The organism is Neisseria sp. WLZKY-1 (assembly GCF_046546535.1).
Classification (GTDB): Bacteria; Pseudomonadota; Gammaproteobacteria; order Burkholderiales; family Neisseriaceae; genus Neisseria.
This window is the reverse complement of sequence record NZ_JBKGTW010000039.1, coordinates 1-21,191: the sequence shown is the minus strand read 5'-3', so window position 1 is coordinate 21,191 and position 21,191 is coordinate 1. Positions and strand designations below refer to the sequence as shown.

At 59.5% G+C, this 21,191-nt stretch carries 19 protein-coding genes and 3 tRNA genes; 3 read left to right on the top strand and 19 right to left on the bottom strand.

Going from position 1 to position 21,191, the window contains the following annotated elements; genetic code table 11:
- The 18 genes from ACLD9W_RS09580 to arsC form a co-directional block, all read right to left on the bottom strand.
- Positions 1-109, bottom strand: a 109-nt coding sequence (locus ACLD9W_RS09580; protein WP_238524244.1) for a GTP-binding protein, incomplete at its 3' end; no start/stop codon positions are given.
- 58 nt (positions 110-167) lie between these two features.
- Positions 168-242, bottom strand: a tRNA-Thr gene (locus ACLD9W_RS09575).
- A gap of 10 nt (positions 243-252) precedes the next feature.
- A tRNA-Gly gene (locus tag ACLD9W_RS09570) sits at positions 253-326 on the bottom strand.
- A 40-nt stretch (positions 327-366) separates the two neighbouring features.
- Positions 367-450, bottom strand: a tRNA-Tyr gene (locus ACLD9W_RS09565).
- A gap of 113 nt (positions 451-563) precedes the next feature.
- Positions 564-815, bottom strand: a complete 252-nt coding sequence (locus ACLD9W_RS09560) for a YfhL family 4Fe-4S dicluster ferredoxin (protein WP_410841807.1) — start codon at positions 813-815, stop codon at positions 564-566.
- 104 nt (positions 816-919) lie between these two features.
- A complete protein-coding gene (gene rsmD, locus ACLD9W_RS09555) occupies positions 920-1,489 on the bottom strand; it encodes a 16S rRNA (guanine(966)-N(2))-methyltransferase RsmD (RefSeq protein ID WP_410841806.1) in 570 nt (189 codons plus the stop codon).
- On the bottom strand, positions 1,486-2,430 hold the full coding sequence (locus ACLD9W_RS09550) for a DUF4349 domain-containing protein (protein WP_410841805.1): 945 nt from the start codon (positions 2,428-2,430) through the stop codon (positions 1,486-1,488). The genes rsmD and ACLD9W_RS09550 overlap by 4 nt, the downstream gene beginning before the upstream one ends.
- Positions 2,431-2,740: 310 nt before the next feature.
- Positions 2,741-5,047, bottom strand: a complete 2,307-nt coding sequence (gene topA, locus ACLD9W_RS09545; RefSeq protein ID WP_410841804.1) for a type I DNA topoisomerase — start codon at positions 5,045-5,047, stop codon at positions 2,741-2,743.
- A 130-nt stretch (positions 5,048-5,177) separates the two neighbouring features.
- A complete protein-coding gene (locus ACLD9W_RS09540) occupies positions 5,178-5,633 on the bottom strand; it encodes a DUF494 family protein (protein ID WP_410841803.1) in 456 nt (151 codons plus the stop codon).
- Between the two features lie 48 nt (positions 5,634-5,681).
- The gene (gene dprA / locus ACLD9W_RS09535) at positions 5,682-6,872 is read right to left on the bottom strand and encodes a DNA-processing protein DprA (protein WP_410841802.1); all 1,191 of its coding nucleotides are present in this window, start codon (positions 6,870-6,872) and stop codon (positions 5,682-5,684) included.
- 89 nt (positions 6,873-6,961) lie between these two features.
- Positions 6,962-8,809: an ABC transporter ATP-binding protein gene (locus tag ACLD9W_RS09530; RefSeq protein ID WP_410841801.1), complete on the bottom strand. Its 1,848-nt coding sequence runs from the start codon at positions 8,807-8,809 to the stop codon at positions 6,962-6,964.
- Between the two features lie 172 nt (positions 8,810-8,981).
- Positions 8,982-10,199, bottom strand: coding sequence for an MFS transporter (locus ACLD9W_RS09525; RefSeq protein WP_410841800.1), 1,218 nt, complete (start codon positions 10,197-10,199; stop codon positions 8,982-8,984).
- A gap of 204 nt (positions 10,200-10,403) precedes the next feature.
- On the bottom strand, positions 10,404-10,853 hold the full coding sequence (gene secB / locus ACLD9W_RS09520) for a protein-export chaperone SecB (RefSeq protein WP_410841799.1): 450 nt from the start codon (positions 10,851-10,853) through the stop codon (positions 10,404-10,406).
- A gap of 53 nt (positions 10,854-10,906) precedes the next feature.
- Entirely contained in the window at positions 10,907-11,167 is a 261-nt protein-coding gene (gene grxC / locus ACLD9W_RS09515; protein ID WP_410841798.1) for a glutaredoxin 3, read from the bottom strand.
- A gap of 107 nt (positions 11,168-11,274) precedes the next feature.
- A complete protein-coding gene (locus tag ACLD9W_RS09510; protein ID WP_410841797.1) occupies positions 11,275-12,384 on the bottom strand; it encodes a DUF1176 domain-containing protein in 1,110 nt (369 codons plus the stop codon).
- Positions 12,385-12,461: 77 nt separating this feature from the next.
- On the bottom strand, positions 12,462-13,631 hold the full coding sequence (gene metK / locus ACLD9W_RS09505) for a methionine adenosyltransferase (RefSeq protein ID WP_410841796.1): 1,170 nt from the start codon (positions 13,629-13,631) through the stop codon (positions 12,462-12,464).
- Between the two features lie 295 nt (positions 13,632-13,926).
- On the bottom strand, positions 13,927-14,595 hold the full coding sequence (locus tag ACLD9W_RS09500; protein WP_410841795.1) for a YdcF family protein: 669 nt from the start codon (positions 14,593-14,595) through the stop codon (positions 13,927-13,929).
- Between the two features lie 56 nt (positions 14,596-14,651).
- Positions 14,652-15,014, bottom strand: coding sequence for an arsenate reductase (glutaredoxin) (arsC, locus tag ACLD9W_RS09495; protein WP_410841794.1), 363 nt, complete (start codon positions 15,012-15,014; stop codon positions 14,652-14,654).
- A gap of 167 nt (positions 15,015-15,181) precedes the next feature.
- Between arsC and ACLD9W_RS09490 the strand changes: the two genes are divergently transcribed.
- Both ACLD9W_RS09490 and ACLD9W_RS09485 read left to right on the top strand, forming a co-directional pair.
- Positions 15,182-15,658: a TlpA disulfide reductase family protein gene (locus tag ACLD9W_RS09490; RefSeq protein ID WP_410841793.1), complete on the top strand. Its 477-nt coding sequence runs from the start codon at positions 15,182-15,184 to the stop codon at positions 15,656-15,658.
- Between the two features lie 180 nt (positions 15,659-15,838).
- On the top strand, positions 15,839-17,980 hold the full coding sequence (locus ACLD9W_RS09485) for a hypothetical protein (protein ID WP_410841792.1): 2,142 nt from the start codon (positions 15,839-15,841) through the stop codon (positions 17,978-17,980).
- 69 nt (positions 17,981-18,049) lie between these two features.
- Here ACLD9W_RS09485 and ACLD9W_RS09480 read toward each other — a convergent pair whose 3' ends face one another.
- Positions 18,050-19,204: a VWA domain-containing protein gene (locus ACLD9W_RS09480; RefSeq protein ID WP_410841791.1), complete on the bottom strand. Its 1,155-nt coding sequence runs from the start codon at positions 19,202-19,204 to the stop codon at positions 18,050-18,052.
- 150 nt (positions 19,205-19,354) lie between these two features.
- On the opposite strand from ACLD9W_RS09480, the gene ACLD9W_RS09475 reads away from it, so the two are divergent.
- A partial coding sequence (locus ACLD9W_RS09475) for a HEAT repeat domain-containing protein (RefSeq protein WP_410841790.1) occupies positions 19,355-21,191 on the top strand: 1,837 nt, incomplete at its 3' end.

Below are 21,191 nucleotides of genomic sequence, written 5' to 3'. Positions count from 1 at the left end.
CCAAAATGGTGGTCAGTGCGGCGGTCAGGGTGGTTTTACCGTGGTCGACGTGACCGATGGTGCCAACGTTTACGTGCGGTTTGCTGCGTTCGAATTTTTCCTTTGCCATAGCAAATTTCCTATCTAAAGCTTACAAATTAAAGAAGTAAATTTTAAGGGTAGTTATTTGGTGCCCATGGGCAGATTTGAACTGCCGGCCTCTCCCTTACCAAGGGAGTGCTCTACCCCTGAGCTACATGGGCCAATAGATATTGGAGCGGGTGAAGGGAATCGAACCCTCACCGTAAGCTTGGAAGGCTTCTGCTCTACCATTGAGCTACACCCGCAGACTTACTGCCTGTAATCCAGCCCCAACAAATTGGAATTTGGTGGTGGGAGAAGGATTCGAACCTTCGAAGCTCTCGCAACAGATTTACAGTCTGCCCCCTTTGACCGCTCGGGAATCCCACCAAAGAGAAGCGGAATGTTACTTACACCACCCTTCTCCGTCAAGCGAAATATTTAAAAATTCCTACCAACCTGAATTAAGTATATATTTATACTTGTTTTAATTATTTTCCCGATTATTTCTCTTCAATGATGCGGATATACTTGGCATAGAGTTCTTCGTGCGTTTCGGGATGCTCTTCATCTATCAGAATACAGTCGACAGGGCAGACCTGCTGGCATTGCGGTTCGTCGTAGTGGCCGACGCACTGGGTGCAGAGATTCGGATCGATTTCATAAATTTCCTCGCCCTGCGAGATAGCGTCGTTGGGGCACTCGGGCTCGCAAACGTCGCAGTTGATGCACTCGTCTGTAATAAAGAGTGACATATCGGAATCCTTCTGAAATGTGTGTGTCTGAAATTTAGCGGGCGCGGATTATAGCACGCTTTCCGCTAGATGATTGTTTTTTATATATTTATAAATAATTATCATTAAATCGGAGACCGTCTTTGATACCCGGCCAGCAGGTATTTGCTCTGCCCTGCCCGACCCTCGCGTCGGACATCGAGCCATGGCGGCAGATCGGGTATTTTTCCCGCCTCGATATAGACTTCGGCACCGGGTTTCAGACGGCCTGACAGCAATCCGAACAAATCGTCCCAGCCCTGCCAGGCAAACGGCGGATCGAGAAACACAACATCAAATTGCGGCGCCGCGGTTTGCAGGTACGCGGCGGCATTTTGGCAGACGACGGATACGGCGGCATCCCAGCCGAAAATTTCTGTCTGACGCATGAGGTTCTGCGCGACCCGTCGCTCAAATTCGACCATCACCACTTTTGCCGCACCGCGCGAGGCAGCTTCAAAACCGAGCGCGCCGCTGCCTGTAAACAAATCCAGCACGGTTTTGCCCGTCAGATCTTGACCCAGCCAGTTGAACAGGCGTTCGCGCACGCTGTCGGGCGTGGGGCGCAGGCCGTCCGAATCGGCGAAGGTGATTTTCCGTCCCCTGTGTGTACCGCCGATGATACGGACTTGGTTGCTGTGTTTGGCATTTTTCATTTTGTTTTCTTTTTCATCCGTTTGATTTTGCGCCAGGAAAACAGCGATATAACGGCAAGAAGGGCAAGCGGCCATAAAGCGAACAGGAACAGAATACCGCGTAAAAAGCCCACCCAGCCCTGTTTCAACATCACGCCGACCGACTGCCAGAAGCCGGGTGCATACTGCCGCGCTTCGGCGTCGCTGTCGGGACGGGTGTAGCGGAACACCGCTTCGGGCTGTTCGAAACGCAGGCGCACGGTGGCGAAATCCACTTTGTCCTGCCAATACGCCCGCTGCAATTCGGCGTATTCCTGCTGCGCGCGGGCGTCGGACTGTCTGACCTGCACGTCGGATGTACCGCTTTTGTCACTTTTTTCCGACGAATCGGCGGTGTTCTGCAAACGTTCGGCCAACTCGCGCTGCCGTGCGGCTTCCAAAGCGGCGCGGCGCAAATCGAGAGCGACATCGGCCGCGCTGAAATTCTGTTCCTGCAAAAACACGATGTGTTTCTGCATATCGCGCAAAAAGTCCGCCGTTTTGTCTTTCGGCAGGCGCACGGTCATGTCGCCGGTTTGCCCGTAGCGGCGGATGACCAGCAGCACTCCGTCCTGCTGCGGATAGGTTTGTTCGTCGGACACCGAGGCAAAAATGCCGCTTTTTTCGATGAAACCGCCGTATTGCAGCGTGAGTTTTTCCACCTCCGCCACGGTCTGCCGCGTGTTTTCAGTTTTGAACGCGATATCGGCTTCCACAACGAGCTGCCGCCCTTCCGCTTTCTGCGCCAATACCATGCTGTCGGCGCGGACGGCCGTTTCCTGATTGGCCGCGGCTTCGCCGTATTCCGCCGCTGCGGCAGCCGGGGCATAGGCGGCGGGGGCGCTGTTTTCAGCGTTTTGGCCGCAGGCCGCCAGCAGGGCGAGTACGACGGGTAAAAGCAGGATGGGTTTGGTTGTACGCATGATTTTCTCCCTGTGGTGTTCAGACGGCCTCATTCTCTATAACCACAAGGCCGTCTGAAAATATGGCGCGAAACGGAAACCGTCTCCGTTTTTCAGGCTTTCAGACGGCCTCTGTCGTTTTGTCTGCAGCGCATTATAGCCAATCCTGCGGCAAAAGCAGGCTAGGCCGTCTGAAAACGACCGACGCTCTTTCAGACGGCCTTCCAATCGTGCCGCGCATTATAGCCAATCCGTGCTGCAGACGATAAAAGGCCGTCTGAAACCCGTTTTTCCGTTTTCAGACGGCCTTTTATTGATCAAACCAAATACCCTACTCTTTGGGCGCGGGCGGTTCGATTTGTTCTTTCCAGCCGCATTCTTTTTGCGGGCAGACTTTTTCCACGCCCCAGCGTTTGGTGGTTTTGACGGTCAATACCGGCCAATGGCAGTTGGGGCATTCTTCGGCAAGCGGCGGATTCCAGGTGGCGTAGTTGCAGTCGGGGTAGGTGCTGCAGCTGTAAAACAGTTTGCCGTAGCGGGATTTGCGCTCGACCAGGTGGCCTTTTTTACATTGCGGGCATTGGACGCCGGTGTCTTTGGGTTTTTCCAGCGGTTCGATGTGTTTGCACTTAGGGTAGTTGGCGCAGCCGATGAATTTACTGCCGGTGCGGCTGTATTTGTACACCAGCCGTCCGCCGCATTTGGGGCACTCGCGCCCGTCGAGTTCGGCCTGTTCGGCTTCGGCTTTGGCGATGCGCTCGGCGGCTTCCTCGGCGGTTTCGTTGACATTGCGGGTGTAGCTGCACTCGGGATAGCCGGCACAGGCGACGAAGCGTCCCATTTTGCCGAACTTGATTTGCAGCTTGTGTTCGCCGCATTTGGGGCAGGTTTCGTCCAGCTCTTCGGTGGTGAATTTGGCGCGTTCGATGCCTTCTTTTTCGGCCACTTGTTTGTGGAAGGGCTTCCAGAATTTGTCCATCACGGGCACCCACTCGCGTTTGCCGTTGGCGATTTCGTCGAGCTGGTCTTCGAGTTTGGCGGTGAAGTGGTAATCGACGTATTGGGCGAAGTGGTCGGTCAGGAATTTGTTGACGATGTCGCCGGTGTCGGTGGGCATGAAGCGTTTTTGTTCGAGGGTAACGTATTCGCGGTCTTTGAGCGTGGAAATAATGCTGGCGTAGGTCGAGGGGCGGCCGATGCCGTATTCTTCGAGGGCTTTGACCAGCGTGGCTTCGTTGTAGCGCGGCGGCGGGGTGGTGAAATGCTGTTCGCCGTAGAGTTTGTCAACCGGCAGCTTGTCGCCCTCGGCCATTTCGGGCAGTTTTTTGCCCTCTTCGTCTTCTTCTTCCTCGCTGCTTTCTTCATATACGCTCAAAAAGCCGGCAAAGGTCTGCACTTGGCCGGTTACGCGGAACACGCCTTCGCCCACGGCGATGTCAACCGTGGTTTGGTCGAATTTGGCGGGGGTCATCTGGCAGGCGACGGTACGCTGCCAAATCATTTGGTAGAGCTTGAACTGGTCGGCAGTCAGAAACGGCTTCACGCTTTCGGGTGTGCGGTAAACGGAGGTCGGGCGGATGGCTTCGTGGGCTTCCTGCGCGTTTTTCGATTTAGTTTTGTACTGCTTGGCCGCGCTTGGCAGGTATTCTTTGCCGATTTTGTTTTCGATGTAGTGGCGGATTTCGGTGAGCGCTTCGTCGGCCAGGTTCACGCTGTCGGTACGCATATAGGTAATCAGACCGATCGCGCCCTGCCCTACGTCAATGCCCTCGTAAAGCTGCTGGGCGGTGCGCATGGTGCGGTCGGTGGTCATGCCGAGTTTGCGTACGGCGTCCTGCTGCATGGTCGATGTAGTAAACGGCGCGGCTGGGTTGCGGCTGCGTTTTTTCTTTTCTACGGCGGAGACAACGGCTTCTTTGCCTGCGAGTGCGTTTAAGACGGCCTCTTGCGCTGTCTGGTTAGGCAGGGCGAACTGTTCGAGCTTGTCGCCTTTGTATTGCACCAGCTTGGCGGTGAATTTGCTGCGGCTTTTGTGGCTGTCGAGGTGTACCGTCCAATATTCCTGCGCTTCAAAGGCGCGGATTTCGTTTTCGCGCTCGCAAATCAGGCGCAGGGCGGGGCTTTGCACGCGGCCGGCGGAGAGGCCGCGGCGGATTTTTTTCCACAGCAGCGGCGAGAGGTTGAAGCCGACGAGATAGTCGAGCGCGCGGCGCGCCTGTTGCGCGTCAACCAGATTGATTTCCAGCTCGCGCGGATTGGCGATGGCTTCGAGTACGGCGTTTTTGGTGATTTCGTGAAACACCACGCGCTTGGGGTGGATGTTTTTCAGACCGCGTTTGGATTTGAGGATTTCCTGCAAGTGCCATGAAATCGCTTCGCCTTCCCTATCCGGGTCGGTGGCCAGATAGATGTTTTCGGCTTCTTTGGCTCCGGCCACGATGGCATCGACGTGTTTGGCGTTGCGGGCAACCAGCTGGTATTTCATGGCGAAACCGTTGTCGGGATCGACCGCGCCGTTTTTCGGCACGAGATCGCGCACATGGCCGTAGGAGGCCAGGATTTCAAAATCGCCGCCGAGGTATTTTTTTAGGGTTTTGGCTTTGGAGGGGGATTCGACGATTAAAAGGTTTTTTGCCATCGTTCTTCTCTGTGTCTGAATGGTTTTCGGGTGTTTCAGACGGCCTCATTAAGGGGGGATGAGGCCGTCTGAAAAGGTTTTCCTGCGTCTGCCGCCTGTTTTCAGACGGCCTTTGCTTTATCAATACAGCTTAGTGCATGATCGCTTTGCCGTGCAGGGCGGCCATCAGCTCGTCGCCGATGAGCACGGGCAGCTCGGCCTTCTGCGCCCACAACACCAAAAGGCACACGACTTTGGCTGTGTCTGCCGTCACTTCTTCCGTCGGCATGAACATCAGGGCGTTGACGACAAACTCGCGCTGGCCGGTAGTCAGCGCGCCCGCCTGTTCGAGCTGGTGCAGCAGGCCGCGCACTTCGGGCGGCAGGCGGTCGCATTCTTCCGGCCAGTAGACGCGCAGCGCGCCGCTGCCCTGCTCCGCCGCCTGCCATTGCGATTCTTCGTTCAACACGTCGATCAGCATCAGCGTTTTGTGGATGTCGTCTTCACCGAAACCCACTTCTTCCAGCAGGCTGCCCAAATCGCCGCCCGAGGGGCAGGCGTCGAAGTCTTGGAAATGTTCGATCAGAAAGGCGATGAGTTCCGCCATAGTGCTGTTTCCTCTTATTGTGATGCGGCCTCGCCGCGCCTGCGCTTTCTAGCGGATTCTCTGGTAGCGCCCGCCCGATGCCGCCGCCACGCGGCCTTCCAGTTCCATTTCCAGCAGCGCGGCGTAAATGTCGGCGGCGGGTAGGCCGAGCCGCTCGGCCAAAGTGTCGGGGTGTATGGGGTCGTAGCCCATTTTATCAAGCAGGCTGTCTGACGCGCCGCCGTCTGCCGTTTGCGCCTTTTCCTGTGTTTCAGACGGCCTCTGCCGCTTTGGGGCAGAGGCCGTCTGAACTGGGTGCGGCGCGCTCTGCCGCGTTTGTCTATTTATAGAATATGACGAAGCCGCGCCGTTTGGCAACAGTTGCGGGCATTCGCTCAGAATGTCTTCCAGCGATTCGGTGAGTTTCGCGCCCTCTTTAATCAGCCTGTGGCAGCCTTTGCTGTGCGGGTTATCGATCGAGCCGGGCACGGCCATCACTTCGCGTCCCATTTCCGCCGCCAGCCGCGCGGTGATGAGCGAGCCCGATTCCACAGCGGCTTCCACCACCAAAACGGCCTGCGCCAGCGCGGCGATGATGCGGTTGCGGCGCGGGAAGTTGCCCGCCAGCGGCCGCGTGCCCAGCGGGAACTCGCTGACAATCAGGCCGCGTTCGGCGATTTGGTAGGCAAGGTTTTTGTTGGACGGCGGATAGATGCGGTCTATGCCCGTGCCCCACACCGCCGCCGTGCCGCCCGCGCCTTCAAGTGCACCCAGATGGGCGGCGGTGTCGATGCCCGCCGCCATGCCGGAGACGACGGCGATGCCCTGCTGCGACAGGGCGCGGCCGAAGTCGCGGGCGATGCGCTCTGCCTGCGGCGTGGCGTGGCGGCTGCCGACCACGGCGACGGACGGGCGGTGCAGCAGCGCGGTGTCGCCGCGTGCAAACAGCAAAGGCGGTGGCGTCATGCCCTCGCCGAGCATGACGGGAAAATCACCGTCGCACAGCATCAGCAGGCGGCAGCCTTCGCCTTCTTCCCAACGCAGGGCGGCTTCGGCGGCGCGTTCGGCCTCGCCGCGCCGGTTTGCCCAAGCCTCCCGCGCCTGTTTGCGGGCAAGCAGCGGCCGCACGGCGTCCGAGGCGGCCTGCCACGCGGCGGCGGCGCTGCCGAAGTGGCCGACCAGCTGCAAAAAGGTTTCCGCGCCGATATGGGGCATCAGGGAGAGTTTCAGCCAGGCTTGGCGTTCGGCTGTTTGTTCCATATCCGTTTACTCCTTTGCTTGGTGTGGGAATCTGTTCAAAGGCCGTCTGAAAACCCGTTTTCGGTTTTTCAGACGGCCTCTGTGCCTGTTTACCCGTGCTGTTCGCTGTTGAGGAAACCGCCGCTCTGGCGCGACCAGAGTTTGGCATACAGCCCGTTTTGCGCCAGCAGCTCTTCGTGGCGGCCTTCTTCGACGATGCGGCCTTTGTCGAGCACGATGAGCCTGTCCATCGCGGCGATGGTGGAGAGGCGGTGGGCGATGGCGATCACGGTTTTGCCGTCCATCATTTTGTCGAGGCTCTCCTGAATCGCGGCTTCCACTTCCGAATCGAGCGCACTGGTGGCTTCATCCAAAAGCAGAATCGGCGCGTCTTTGAGCATGACGCGGGCGATGGCGATGCGCTGGCGCTGGCCGCCGGAGAGTTTCACACCCCGCTCGCCCACATGGGCATCGTAGCCGCGCCGCCCTTTCGCGTCGGAAAGGTTGGGGATAAAGCCGGCGGCTTCGGCCAGCTCGGCGGCGGCCACCATTTCTTCGTCGGTGGCATCGGGGCGGCCGTAAACGATGTTGTCGCGCACGGAGCGGTGCAAGAGGCTGGTGTCTTGCGTCACCAGGCCGATTTGGGCGCGCAGGCTTTCTTGGGTTACGTCGTTGACGTTTTGGCCGTCGATGGAAATCGTGCCGCTTTGCGGCTCGTAAAAACGCAAGAGCAGGTTTACAATCGTGGATTTGCCCGCGCCGCTGCGGCCGATAAGGCCGACTTTTTCGCCGGGTTTGATGGTGAGGTTGAAGCCGTTGAGCAGCGGTTTGCCCGCTTCGTAGGAGAAATCGACGTGGTCGAACTTGATTTCGCCCGCGCTCACTTTCAGCGGCAGCGCGGCCGGTTTGTCCAAAATCGTCTGCGGCTTGGAGAGCGTGGCCATGCCGTCTGAAACCGTGCCCATGTTTTCAAACAGGCGCGCCGATTCCCACATGATGTATTGCGACAGGCCGTTGACGCGCAAAGCCATGGCCGTGGCGGTAGCCACCGCGCCCGCGCCGACCTGCCCCTGGTGCCACAGCCAGATGCCCAGCGCGGTGGTGGAGAGTGTCAGCGAGGAATTGACGATAAAGCTGGACGTGTGCAGCAGCGTGGCCAAACGCATCTGCGCGTGCACCGTCACCATAAATTCTTCCATCGACTGCCTGGCATAAGCCGCCTCGCGCGCGCCGTGGGAGAACAGTTTTACCGTCGTGATGTTGGAATAGGCGTCGGTGATGCGGCCGGTCATCAGGCTGCGCGCATCGGCCTGCGCGGCGGCGGTTTTGCCCAACTTGGGAATCAGCAGCTTCATCACCAGCACAAAGCCGGCCAGCCAGCCGACAAAAGGCAGCAGCAGCCAGCCGTCGAGCGATACCAAAATGATGCCCGAAGTGATGAAATACACCAGCACATACACCACCATATCAGCCACGGTCATCACCACATCGCGCAGCGCCAGCGCGGTCTGCATGACTTTGGCCGACACGCGCCCGGCAAATTCGTCCTGGTAAAAACCGAGGCTCTGCCCCAGCATCAGGCGGTGGAAATTCCAGCGCAAACGCATGGGAAACACGCCCTGCAAGGTTTGCAGGCGCACGTTGGAGGTGAAAAACGTCCAAAACACGCCGAACACCATCATCGCCGCCATACCGAACAAAGCCCAGCCTTTTTCGGCAAACAGCGTTTCAGGCGTGTATCTGCCCAGCCAGTCGACCACTTTGCCCATAAACTGAAACAGCAAGGCTTCCATAATGCCGATGCCCGCCGTCATCAGCGCGAGTACGGCAATCCATTTACGTACGCCGTCGGTGGCCGACCAGATAAAGGGAAACAGCCCTTTTTTCGGCGTCATCGGCGCCACGTCGGGATAGGTTTCGATGCGGTTTTCAAACCAGGAAAAAATTTTTTTAATCATATTGTTGCTTGCTCTGCGTATTTCAGACGGCCTGCGCAACCGCAGGCCGTCTGAAAAATGGAAAGGCCGCATTCTACGGGAAAAGAGGCGGCGGCAAAAGCAGCGGAACGCGTGGCAAAAGGCCGTCTGAAAGCCCGAAAAAGGGTTTTCAGACGGCCTTTTGCCTGCGGTTTTACCGCTCCGCTTCCGGCTCGCGTATCGGCAGGTTCAGCAGCGCCGCCGCGCCCGCCAACGCCATATCGGCATACCACATCCAGCCGTAGTCGTTGAAGGCCGACACCACGCGCCCGCCCAGATACGAACCGAGAAAACCGCCGATTTGGTGGCTGAGCATGGTGAGGCCGAACAGCGTTGCCAGATAGCGCGTGCCGAACAGCTTGCCCGTCAGCGCAGCGGTGGGGGCGACGGTCGCCAGCCAGGTAAAGCCCAGCCCGGCGGCAAACAGGTAGAAATTCATGTCGGTGCGCGGCGCGGCGAGGTAGGCCGCCACCAGCAGCACGCGCGAGCCGTACAGGGCGGCGAGCACATATTTGGAGCGGAAGCGGCCGACGCACCAGCCGGAAAACAGGCAGCCGGCAATGTTCGCCAAACCGATCACCGCCAGCGAGGCCGAGGCCACCGACGGCGGCAGGCCGCACAGCGCGATTTCCGTCGGCAGGTGCGTCACCAAAAAAGCAATGTGAAAGCCGCAGGTGAAAAATCCCGCGTGCAAAAGCAGATAGCTGCGGTTGCGGAAAGCGGCGGCCACCGCGCCTTTGAGGCCGCCTGCTTCGTGCGCCTGCGCCGAGGCAGCTGAGGCCGTCTGAACGCCGCCGCGCGTCAGCCACCACGCCACGGGCACAATCAGCAGCGCGATGCCGCCCCACACATAAAACACGCCCTGCCAGCCCGCATAGGGCAGCACCAAAAGCCCCTGCACCAGCGGCGCAAACAGAAACTGCCCCGCCGAGCCGCCCGCGTTCACCGCGCCCGAAGCCAGCCCGCGCATCTGCGGCGGCAGCTTCGCCGCCACCTGCCCCATGATGATGGAAAAGCCGCCCGCGCCTGTACCGAAAGCCAGCAGCACGCCTACCGTCAGCATCATGCCCCACAGCGTCGGCAGCTGAGGCACGAGAAAACAGGCCGCCGACAGCAGCAGCGCGCCGCCCGCCAGCACCCTGCGCGCGCCGAAACGGTCGGCCAGTGCGCCCGTCACCGGCTGCGCCACGCCCCACATCAGCTGGAACACGGCAATCACCAGGCTGAACTGTTCGATGCCCAGCGCCGTGGTGTTGACGACAGGTTGGACAAACAGCCCCAGCGACATCCTCATACCGATGGTAACCAAGAGGATAAAGGCCGCCGCCGAAATCACCGGCCACGGATTGACGTGTGTCTGATGCGTATCCATAAAATAATTTTAACGCTGTGCGGGTTTCAAGAGCGGCGGACTATAACAAACTTTGCCGCCGCCGCTAAATAACCGCTGCTTCTTTCGATATGTCGGACAAAGGCCGTCTGAAATGAAGTGCATGACCACCACCCCGTCGGCACAAAAAGGCCGTCTGAAAACCCCAAAGAGCTTTCAGACGGCCTTTTTACCGCGTATCGGGAATCAGGCGTTGCCCTGTTCCTGCTGCTGCTGATAGAGCGCCTCGAAGTTGATCGGGGCGAGCAGCACGGGCGGGAAGCCGGCGCGGGTGATGGCGGAAGACACGGCTTCGCGTGCGTAGGGGAACAGGATGTTCGGGCAGGCGATGGACAGCAGGGGCTGCATGTCTTCTTCGGGGATGTTTTCCAAACGGAAAATACCGTTTTGCGTCACTTCGTTGAGGAACATCACACGCTCGTCGCCAAGGCGGGCGGTGACGGTGACGGTGACGGACACGTCGTAGTAGTTGTCTTCCAGTTTTTCGCTGTTGGTGGCAATGCGCATTTCGACGTTGGGTTCGCTCTGTTCGAGGAAAATCTGCGGCGCGTGCGGCACTTCCAAAGACAGGTCTTTGACGTAGATTTTTTCAATGTTGAAAACAGGTTGTGCCTGCTGGTTTTCTTGTTCGCTCATGTTTGCTCTCGCTTTTGGGTTAGGCCGTCTGAAAACGGCGGGGGTTGGAAAATCTATTGCTCCGACAGCATTTCGGCCAGGCGGCCGGCGTTGTGCAGGGCACGCAGTTCGCTGAAACCGCCGACGTGTTTTTCGCCGATGAAAATCTGCGGCACGGTGCGCGTGCCTGTGCTTTGGCGCATGGTTTCAAAGGCTTCGGGGTCGGTGTGCGCGCCGATTTCGACGATGTTTTCGACACCGAGCTGTTTGAGCAGGGCTTTGGCCATATTGCAGTAGGGGCAGTGCGGGCCGGAGTAGAGGGTAACGGTGGGCATGGCGTTCTCCTTGCAAAGGCCGCCATTATGGCGGCTGCGGGCGGATTTGCAAGTGTGAGGCCGTCTGAAAACCCGTTTTCGGTTTTCAGACGGCCTTCTGCCTATCGCTATCGGGTTTTGCCGACAAACAGGGGCAGCGTCCATGCGCCGCCCAAAAAGCCTTTGCACTGGCCGGTGGTGTCTTCGCTGCTGCGCACGAACGTGTGGCCGTTCCACACCGCGCTTTGCCCGCTCCAACAGTCGCCCAAGCCACGTCCTTTGAAACTGCCCGACAGCGTGGCGGTTTTCGGGTCGAAGCCGCCGAAGCCGCCGTATTGGCGCGGCAGAACCTGTTCGACGCGGGTCAGTTTTTTGTCCATCACGGCGTTAAAACTCGTGCCCTGATACGCGCCCGATATGCACGAGGTGTCAACCAGCACCTGTTTGGCGTTCAGCGGGTAAACCGTAATGTCGCCCTGCCATTCGGCTTCGTGCAGGCCGGGGCAGCGGTCGAACGGGTCGCCGTCTTCCCTGCCGTTATTGCTCTTTTGCAGCAAGGCCATTACCGCTTTGTGTTTGGCCGTGCCTTTTTTCAGCGTGTATTCGCCTTTTTGCGGCACGGCTGTTGCGCGGATTTTCGGCGCAGCTTGTGGCGGCAACACGGCGCGGTTGCTCTGCCCTTTGCCTATCAGCGCGGAAGGCGTGTTCAGACGGCCTTGGAACTCGTCAACCTTCAACATCGCCGCCGCACCTTTGTCCGACAGCATCCATTTTTGTGCGCCCGACACGACTTCGATTTTCGCGTCGCGTCGCAGGGCAGCAAGCAGGGCTTGGGTTTGCGCGCTGCTGAGTTTGCCGTAGCCGTCTTGGTTAAAGCGCAGCGTGCCGAGCGTTTTGCCGTTGAGCCGCAATTCGCTTTTGTCTGCCAGCTTCAAATCGGAGGCGTTGTCGGTGAAATCGGGGGCGACGGCGATTTGCCCGACCACAGGCGCATTGCTGCCCGCTTGGCGCGTGAACAATACGGATACGGGATGTTCGATCTCCCCGTCGCCCTGATAACCGGCGATGCGGCAGGTGCCGGTGTTGTCGCAGGCGGCATCCCAGTCTTGGTAGCTTTCATAAAAGCCCTGCGAAGCGGCGGGCGGGGCGACGCGGTAGTCGGGACCAGGATGATAACCCAGCGCGAAGGCGGCGGCAGGAAGGAGGGAGAGTACGGGGATAAGGACGGGGGATTTCATGGATTTTCCTTTTGAAACAATCTGAAAAGGCCGTCTGAAAACGCAAAAAATGCTTTTCAGACGGCCTTTGTTACGCTTTACAGCCCTGCGGCCGCTTTGAGCGCGGCGGCTTTGTCGGTGCGCTCCCAGGTAAATTCCGGCTCTTCGCGGCCGAAGTGGCCGTAGGCGGCGGTTTTGCTGTAAATCGGGCGCAGGAGGTCGAGCATTTTGACGATGCCTTTGGGGCGCAGGTCGAAATGTTCGCGCACCAGCGCAATCAGTTTGTCTTCGCTGATTTTGCCTGTGCCGAAGGTATCGATGGCTATCGAAGTCGGCTCGGCGATGCCGATGGCGTAGGAGATTTGGATTTGACACTGGGTGGCGAGGCCGGCGGCGACGATGTTTTTGGCAACGTAGCGGCAGGCGTAGGCGGCGGAGCGGTCGACTTTGCTCGGGTCTTTGCCGGAGAATGCGCCGCCGCCGTGCGGAGCTGCGCCGCCGTAGGTATCGACGATGATTTTGCGTCCGGTTAAGCCGCAGTCGCCGTGCGGGCCGCCGATAACGAATTTGCCGGTGGGGTTGATCAGGTATTTGGTTTCCGCCGTGAGCATTTCAGACGGCAATACGGGCTTGATAATCTGCTCGATAACCTGTTTTTCCAGCTCTTCGTGGCTGATTTCGGGGTCGTGCTGGGTGGAGAGGACGACGGTGTCGATGCGTTTGACCTTACCGGTTTCGCTGTCGTACACGGCGGTAATCTGCGCTTTGGCATCGGGGCGCAGCCACGGCAGGCGGCCGTCGCGGCGCAATTCGCTCTGGCGCTGCATCAGGCGGTGGCTGTAATAAATGGCAAAGGGCATCAGCGTGGGCGTTTCGTCGCAGGCGTAGCCGAACATCAAGCCTTGGTCGCCCGCGCCCTGTGCCAAATCCAAGCCTTCGCCTTCGTTCACGCCTTGGGCGATGTCGGGCGATTGTTGGTCGTAATAGACGCCGACGGCGCAACCTTTGCTGTCAAAACACAGCGCGGGGTCGTTGTAGCCGATGCGGGCAATGGTGTCGCGGGCGACTTTGATGTAATCGACGTGGGCATGGGTGGTGATTTCGCCGGCGAGTACGCACAGGCCGGTGTTGACTAAGGTTTCGGCGGCCACGCGGGCGGCGGGGTCTTGCGCCAATACGGCATCGAGAATGGCATCGGAGATTTGGTCGGCCACTTTGTCGGGATGGCCTTCGGACACGGATTCGGAGGTGAAGAGGTATTCGCTCATGGTGTTTCTTTCTGGTTCGGCAGGCGTTCAGACGGCCTGCGGGGTTCTGTAAGGCCGTCTGAAAAACAGACAGCGGGCAAACAGCATTTCAGCGGGGCAAAAAAATACCCGCATTCAAGCGGGATTTCGATTGCCTGCCGCCGCAACGGCGCAAGCCACATCGGTTTTTGAAAAACCGTCCACCTTACTCTTACCTGTCAAAACCGTAAAAAAGCAGGTTGGCATGGAAGTCCCAACTCTTAATGCGCCGCGGATGGTAGCAAATCCGAGGCGGCGCGGCAAGGAGGCGGCCGCGTCAGCCGAAGCCGAAGAAGGACATGACGCCGCTGCCCGCCCGCCAGGTATAGTAGCCCGCCAGCAGGACGGTTTCGCGCAACCAGAAGCGGAATTGGCTTTCGCGGTCGGTGTAGCGCGTGGTGGGCGTGGGCGACACTTCGGCCTCCAAACCCAAATCACGGGCGACGGCGGCGGTGCGCGCCAGATGCAGCGGGTCGCTGACGATCACGATTTTGTGCAGCCCTTCTTCGTGCAGCAGCGGGCGGATGTTGGCGAGGTTTTCGTAGGTGGTGCGCGACTTGGTTTCCATGATGATGTCGCGCGCGGGTACGCCCTGTTTGACGGCATAACGCCGCCCGACGGCAGCCTCGCTCATAAAGCCTTTTTTCACCGCGCCGCCGGTAAAGGCGATTTTGCGCACGCGGCCGCTCTGGTAGAGCACGATGGCGTGGTTGATGCGCTCGCGGAACACGGGCGAAGGACGCGAATCCCAAGCCGCCGCGCCCAGCACCACCGCCGCATCGCCGTGATAGCCCGGCGGCAGCGCGGCGCGGGCGGTGCGGTAAACCTGCACGCCGCAGAAAACCAGCACCAGCAGCACCGCCAGCACGCTGGCAATCATGCCGCGCCACAAATAACCCCACAAAATACGCGGCCGTCTGAAAAGCCGCCGGGCTTTGCCGTTCATCGCCACACCGTCCCGTTCCGTATCGTTCAGGCCGTCTGAAAGCGTACCGCCGTGTTTCAGACGGCCTCTTCCCGCACCAGATCGACAATATTCTCCAGCGGCCTGCCAATGGCGGCCTTGCCGCCGTACACGGCAATCGGCCGCTCCAACAGCGCCGGATGCGCGGCCATGGCGGCCAGCAGCGCCTCGTTGTCCGCCTTATCGAGGTTCAGCTCGCGGTACAAATCGTCTTTCACGCGCATCATGCCGCGCACGTCGGCAAGACCGAGCTTAGCGGCCAGATCGCGCAGTTCGCCGACCGACAGCGGCGTATCGAGATAGTGCACCGTGTCGGCGGCAAAGCCGTTTTCCGCCAGCCACTCGGCGGCGGCGCGGGATTTGGAACAGCGCGGATTGTGGTAGAGCGTAACGGATTTCATGCGGCCTCCTGTTGCCTGCGGATTTGGGTAATTTAGGTTAAGCATTGTAAACCCGCCCCGACGTTTGTGGCAAAGATTTGCCGCCGCGCAAAATCTGCCGCGCGGCAAAGGGGTTATAATCGCCGCCGTTTTCCCGTCCGCATCCGCGATATATATAGGAGTCAGTCATGAAACCGTCTTTTCTGTCCGCCGCCGTCCTCATCCTCGCCGCCCTGCCCGCCGCAGCCGCCGATCTGGCCGCCTTTCCCGACGGCAAAGCGCGCGATTTTGCCGATTTGAAAGCGCCCGTGCGCATCGTCAACTTCTGGGGCTCGTACTGCAAACCCTGCGTCAAAGAAATGCCCGAAATGTCGGCCTGGTTTAAAAAACAGAAAAAAGGCAGCGTCGATCTCGTCGGCATCGCCGTAGACCGCAAAGAAAACATCGCCGCCTTTTTGAAACAAACGCCCGTGTCCTACCCCGTGTGGCACTACACCGGCAACGACAGCCGCAGCTTTATGAAAGCGCACGGCAACACCGTCGGCGCCCTGCCCTTCACCACCGTCGAAGCCGTCAAATGCGGCAAACGCGAAGCCATCCTCGGCGGCATCGACAGCAAGAAACTCGACGAGGCGGTGAAAAAAGCCGCCGCAGCCTGCAAATAATCCGCCACGGCAAAAGGCCGTCTGAAACCTCTTTCAGACGGCCTCACGCACATCCGAGCACCACGAACGAACCCATCCGCAACCGCCAAGACTTCCCGATCTTCTTAGAAAAATCCGCCGCCGAATCGGCAGAGGGCGGCTTCGCCAACGCAAGCCTGCCCGAGGCCGTCTGAAACCGCCATGTCCGTTTATCTCAGCTACACCGACGAAATTCTCGAAACCCACGCCAATGCCGGTCTACTGCGCCGCGCGAAAAAAAGTGCCGATGCCGTCAGGCCGCTTGCCGACAGCCCGCCAAACGCGCAGGCGTTTGAGAGCGAAGGCTGTACCGTGGTCCTGCCCGATGCAGGCATTCAGGCGGCCACCTGCACCTGCCCCGCGCACGAGTGCTGCAAACATATTCTGAGCTGCGTTTTGTGGCTGCGCGAACACGGCGCGGCAGGCGGGATGCCGTCTGAAAAGCAGCCTGAAAACGACAAGGTCGCCGCGCCGGATGCTGATGCCAAGCAGCCTGAAAGGCCGTCTAAAAGCCTGTCGGAAAAAACGCCCGCCGATGCGCTCAACGACGCACTCGCACTCGATCCCGCCGCCATTCTGAAAGCCTGCGGCAAAGCAGGCAGGCGGCTGGCCTATGCCCTGTTTGACGAATGGCAGGCGCAGCCTGAAACCGTGCGTATCGAAGCGCAGCGCGGCAGCATCCTGTTTCACACCCCGCTGGCCGCCGCGCCGGTGGCCTATCTTGCCGGCGGCGGCTTCGGCGGCATGTTGTCCGACCTGCCCGCCAAGCAGCAAACCGCCTGCCACGCCACCTGTTTGGCGCTGCTGTTTGCCCGCCACCGCCCCGACGCGTGGACATGGCCGGATGACGCGCTACCCGCAGATACCGAAGGCAGCCTGAAAGCCTTGTCCGCCGACGAGATGCAGCTTGTCGCCGAGCTGCGGCACGATACGCAGGCCTTTATCCGGCGCGGTCTGGCGCACACCGCGCCCGAGCAGATTACCGCCCTGCATCTGTTCAACATGCAGGCGCGCGCACAAAACCTGCCGCGCCTGGCCGCCGCCGTGCGCCGCCTGCACGGCGTGTTGAAAAAACTGCACGACAACGACGTGCACACCGACAGCCGCGCCGCGCTGGCCGAGCTGGCGCAGTTTTACGGCTATCTGCACGCGCTGGAAAACAGCACGGGCAGCGAGCATGCCCGATTGCGCGGCCAGCGCCGCGACTACACCGCCGCCGAGCTGCCCGATCTCCTGCCGCTGGGTGCGCAATGGTGGCGGCAGCACGGCGGCGCACACGGGCTGACCGTCTGCTTTTGGGACAGCGTTTCAGGCTGCCTGCGCGAGAGCACCGCCGCCCGCGCCAACACGCTCGATGCCACCTTCAACCGCGACACCGCCGCACAAAACGGCATCTGGGGCAGCAGTCTCGACTTTCTCGGCAGCCACCGCCTGCGCCTGGAAAACGCCAAAACCGACGCCGACGGCCGCATCAGCCCCGCGCCCGACACCCGCCTGTTCGCCCTTGCGCCCGTGTCCGAAGTGCCGCTTGCCGACTATCTGGTCGCCGCCGTGCGCGACTGGCGCGAAATCGAAGCGCGTTTTCAGCCGCAATCGCTGCTGCACCACCGGCCGCCGCGCTACCTGTTTATCGCCCCTGCAAGCTGGCAGCCGCCCGAACTCAACGAGCTGGCGCAGCAGTTTGACATCCGCGTCTCCGATGCTGGCTGCCGCAGCCTGCTGCTCACCATCCCCGCCACCGACGCCTGCCGCCGCCACAGCGACTACACCGACTACTGGATACGCCAAAACGCCGTAAGCGCCGCGCTGGTACGCGCCGAAGACGACGGCAGCGGCCGCATCAGCCTGACCCCGTGCAGCCTGCTTATCGAACAGCACGCGCGCTTGGCCATCTTCCATCTCGATTACGACAGTCCGCCGCGCCCGCCAAAAAAAACGCTCGGCGAACTCGTCAAAGGCCGCATCGAAAAAATGCAGGCGCAAAAAGAAAGCGGCCGCCGACAACGCACCGCCGCTGAGCCGCTCGACACCCTGTTTGACCAACTGCACAACTTAATCGGCTTTTACGCCGACACCGGCCGCAGCCGCTTCGACGACACCGATATGGCACGCTGGCAGGAAATCCTGCACCGTCTCAATGCCTTTGGTCTCGACACCGCCGCGCAAACGCTCGCCGCCGCCCACACCGAATCTGCCCGCCCCGACCCCGACGCTTTCGCCGCCTTCCTGCTCAAAGCCCGCTGGATACTGCTGGCCGCCCAAGGGCTGCGGGTGCGGCTGCCGCTGGAAGAAGCCGCAGAATAAAAACATCAGGACACAAAAGGCCGTCTGAAAACCGGAAAACCGGGTTTCAGACGGCCTTTTGCTGCGTTTTCACCCCATCACTTCGCCAAACCAATCGGCCAGATGCTCGGGCGTCATGGCGCCGATTTCCATGCCGCGGTTTTGCAGCTCTTGCGCCATGTGCGTGTCGTAGCAGGGGTTGGCGGCGTGGTCGAGGGCGGCCAGGCCGAGGAGTCTGACGCCTTCTTCGTGCAGTTGCGACACGGTTTGCAGCAGTTCGCGCGTGCTGCCGCCTTCTTCAAAATCGCTGATGAGCACGAGGATGCTGCGGCGTTTGTTGTGCAGTTTGCCCGCGCAGTAGCGCAGGGCGGGGGCGATCAGGGTGCCGCCGCCCAGTTGCACGGTGAGCAGCACTTCCACGGGATCGTGCGCCATGTGGCTGAGGTCGGCGGTTTGGGTGTCGAACACCACCAGCGTGGTGCGCACGTTGGGCAAGGCGGCGAGGATGGAGGCGCAGACGGCGGCGTACATCACCGAGTCGCCCATCGACGCGCTTTGGTCGACGCACAGGGCGATTTCCCACGGCAGGTGCTGCTGCACGCGGGCGTTGAACAGCGGCTCGCGCAGCAGCAGGCGGCGGGTTTCGGGGTCGTAGTGTTTGAGATTGCGGGCGATGGTGCGCCGCCAGTCGAAGTTTTGCGCCTGTTTGACGGGTGAACGGGCAAAGCGATTGCGCCGCCCCTGCACGGCTTGGGTGAAGCGCGGGCGGATTTTTTGCAGCATGTCGGCAACCACTTGGCGGATCAGGGTTTTCACCGCGTCGCGCATTTCGGGGTTCAGACGGCCTTTGAGCGTGAGCAGGGCGCGGGCGGTGGCGGGGTTGGCTTCGAGTTGGCGGATGTGTTCGGGGGTTTTGAGCAGTTCTGTCAGGCCGTAGCGTTCGAGCGCCTGTTTCTGCATGCGCTCGAAGGTGGATTTGGGAAACAGTTTGCGGCTGCGGTCGAGCCAGTTGATGGCGGTGAGCTGCGACGGATCCAGGCCGCCGCCCGCGCCGTGGCGGTTTTTCTGCTGGCGGATGCCGCGCCGTTCGTACTCGTGGCGGTAGAGAAAATCCAGGCTTTGTTCCAGCCGCATTTCGTCGGCGGAAAAGGGGGCATCGGCAAGCGGGCTGTGGTCGGCGTAGCGCCCGAGCATCAGCCGCCAGCGGCGGGCTTGTTCGAGCTGTTCGGGAGTGGGAGTAGGCATAGCAAAATAGATAGAAATCAAAAATGGTTTAAATGATAATACAAACAGATGAATTTTAACTATTTTTCAGTTATATTGCGTTTTTTGTCAAATTTCGTTGCTTTTTGCGAGCACAAGGCAGCCTGAAACCCTAATCGTAAGGAGAACCTAATGAGCTTACTCGACAAACTCGTTTCATTTTTCAAAGAAGGCAGCAATGCCGCATCTACGTTGGACTATCTGCATCAAGCATTTGCGCCACTGGAAAAATTCGACTCAAACTATCCCGATCGCGCTGTTGAATATGTCATGAGTGGCAACGAAGCTACGCTGCTGATGGAGCTAAATGGCAAACCAGATGGTGAAGGATCATATCTGCTGGGCAGACCTGCCCGTTTTCTTAAATACTTCTATTACGACGACAATAAACAAGCCAGACAAGCACACATTGCCCGCTCCCATCTATATGCCGACCTGTTCGGGCGTTTGACCAACGAACAAATTGTCCGTTTTGGCAAATTGCTGCACGCTGCCACCAAAGGAGATGGTTTCATCCACACTGCGCCACTGGCTCCCGTGTGGTTTCTTTATTTGATGATTGATTGTTATGTTTTGCCCGAGCGAGGTGCTAATTTACCCGAAGACAAAAAACACCGCTGGACAGCAGATCAGCTGCTTGATTTGCTGCGCTCAGAAGGCGTGGAGCAGCCTGAAAAAGTGCTGATTCAAACCCTGTTTGAACGCGAAGGAGTAAGTAAGTACGACTGGGGCAATGGCAACGACTTGTTCCGCAAGCCGGAAGGCATTTTTGAATTTCTCCAAGCGCACCCCGTTGAACTTTATGAGATGGTTATCGCCATGAGTGAGGGCGGGCAATGGGTCTTTATCGAAAAATTTGGCAAAGACAACGCTGAAATTTTGAATAGCCAGCCCAAGCTGGTTGTTGCCCTGTGCGCCAGCGGCAGCAAGCAGGTGCGCAAAGCGGCCGAAGAAACCGCAGGCAGCCTGAAAGCCGAAGAAGCCCGCGAGCATCTGGCCGCCCTACTGGCAAACGGCACGCCCAAGCAGCGCAGCGTGGCGGCCGATTTGCTGGCGCGCGGCGGCGAAGGCAGCCGCAGCACGCTGGCCGCCGCTTTGGACACGGAAAAAAGCAAACCGGTGCGCGAGAGCATTCAGGCTGCCTTAAACCGTTTGGACAGCATGGCCGAAGCCGACGATACCGAATACGCGCCCTGGCCGTTCGAACCGCTGGTGCAGACCGACATCCCCGACAGCATCCTGCCCGTGCTGGAACAAAACGCCCGCGAGCTGACAGAGAAAAAACGCCAGGCCGCCGAGCGCGAAATTGAAGAAAACAAAACCGCCGATTACAAATCCTATTGGGCGCAGAACGAATATAGGCAATGGCGCAAGCACTACAACGATAAAGTGCCTGCCGAACTCTTGCGTTGGATAAACACCCATACCTACAACACCACCAAAGGCGGCGGCTACACTTTCCTGCGCGAAATCCTGACCTACAAAAAAACCGTGCAAAACCTGCCCGAATACGGCCTGCACCACGCCCTGCGTCTGGAAAGCAGCCGCGACCGCATCGATTTCAACGATCTGTTTTCAAACTGCCTGCAAGCACGTCATTTCGAGCATCTCGATTTGCGCCAGCTGGCGCAGGCGGCAGTCGATATCGGCGTAATTCGGGAAAAAGCCGAACGCGACATCGCCGAAGCCTATTTGGAAGATTTGTATTACGCCAATAGCCTGCCCGAATTCGTTTCCCGTCCCGAACTGGTCATTCCCTTCTTTATGGAACACAGCGACTTTATCGACGAAGCACTCGGCATGATTCCTTCGCGCAGCGAAAACGAATTGTGCAAACTGCAGGCGGACAAAGCCATCGCCCTGCTTGCCAAGTTTCCCGCCATCCCCAAAGCCTATATTCCCAAGCTGCTGGAAATCGCGCTGGGCAACGGCAAAACCGCACGCCAAGACGCGCAAAACCTGCTGCAGA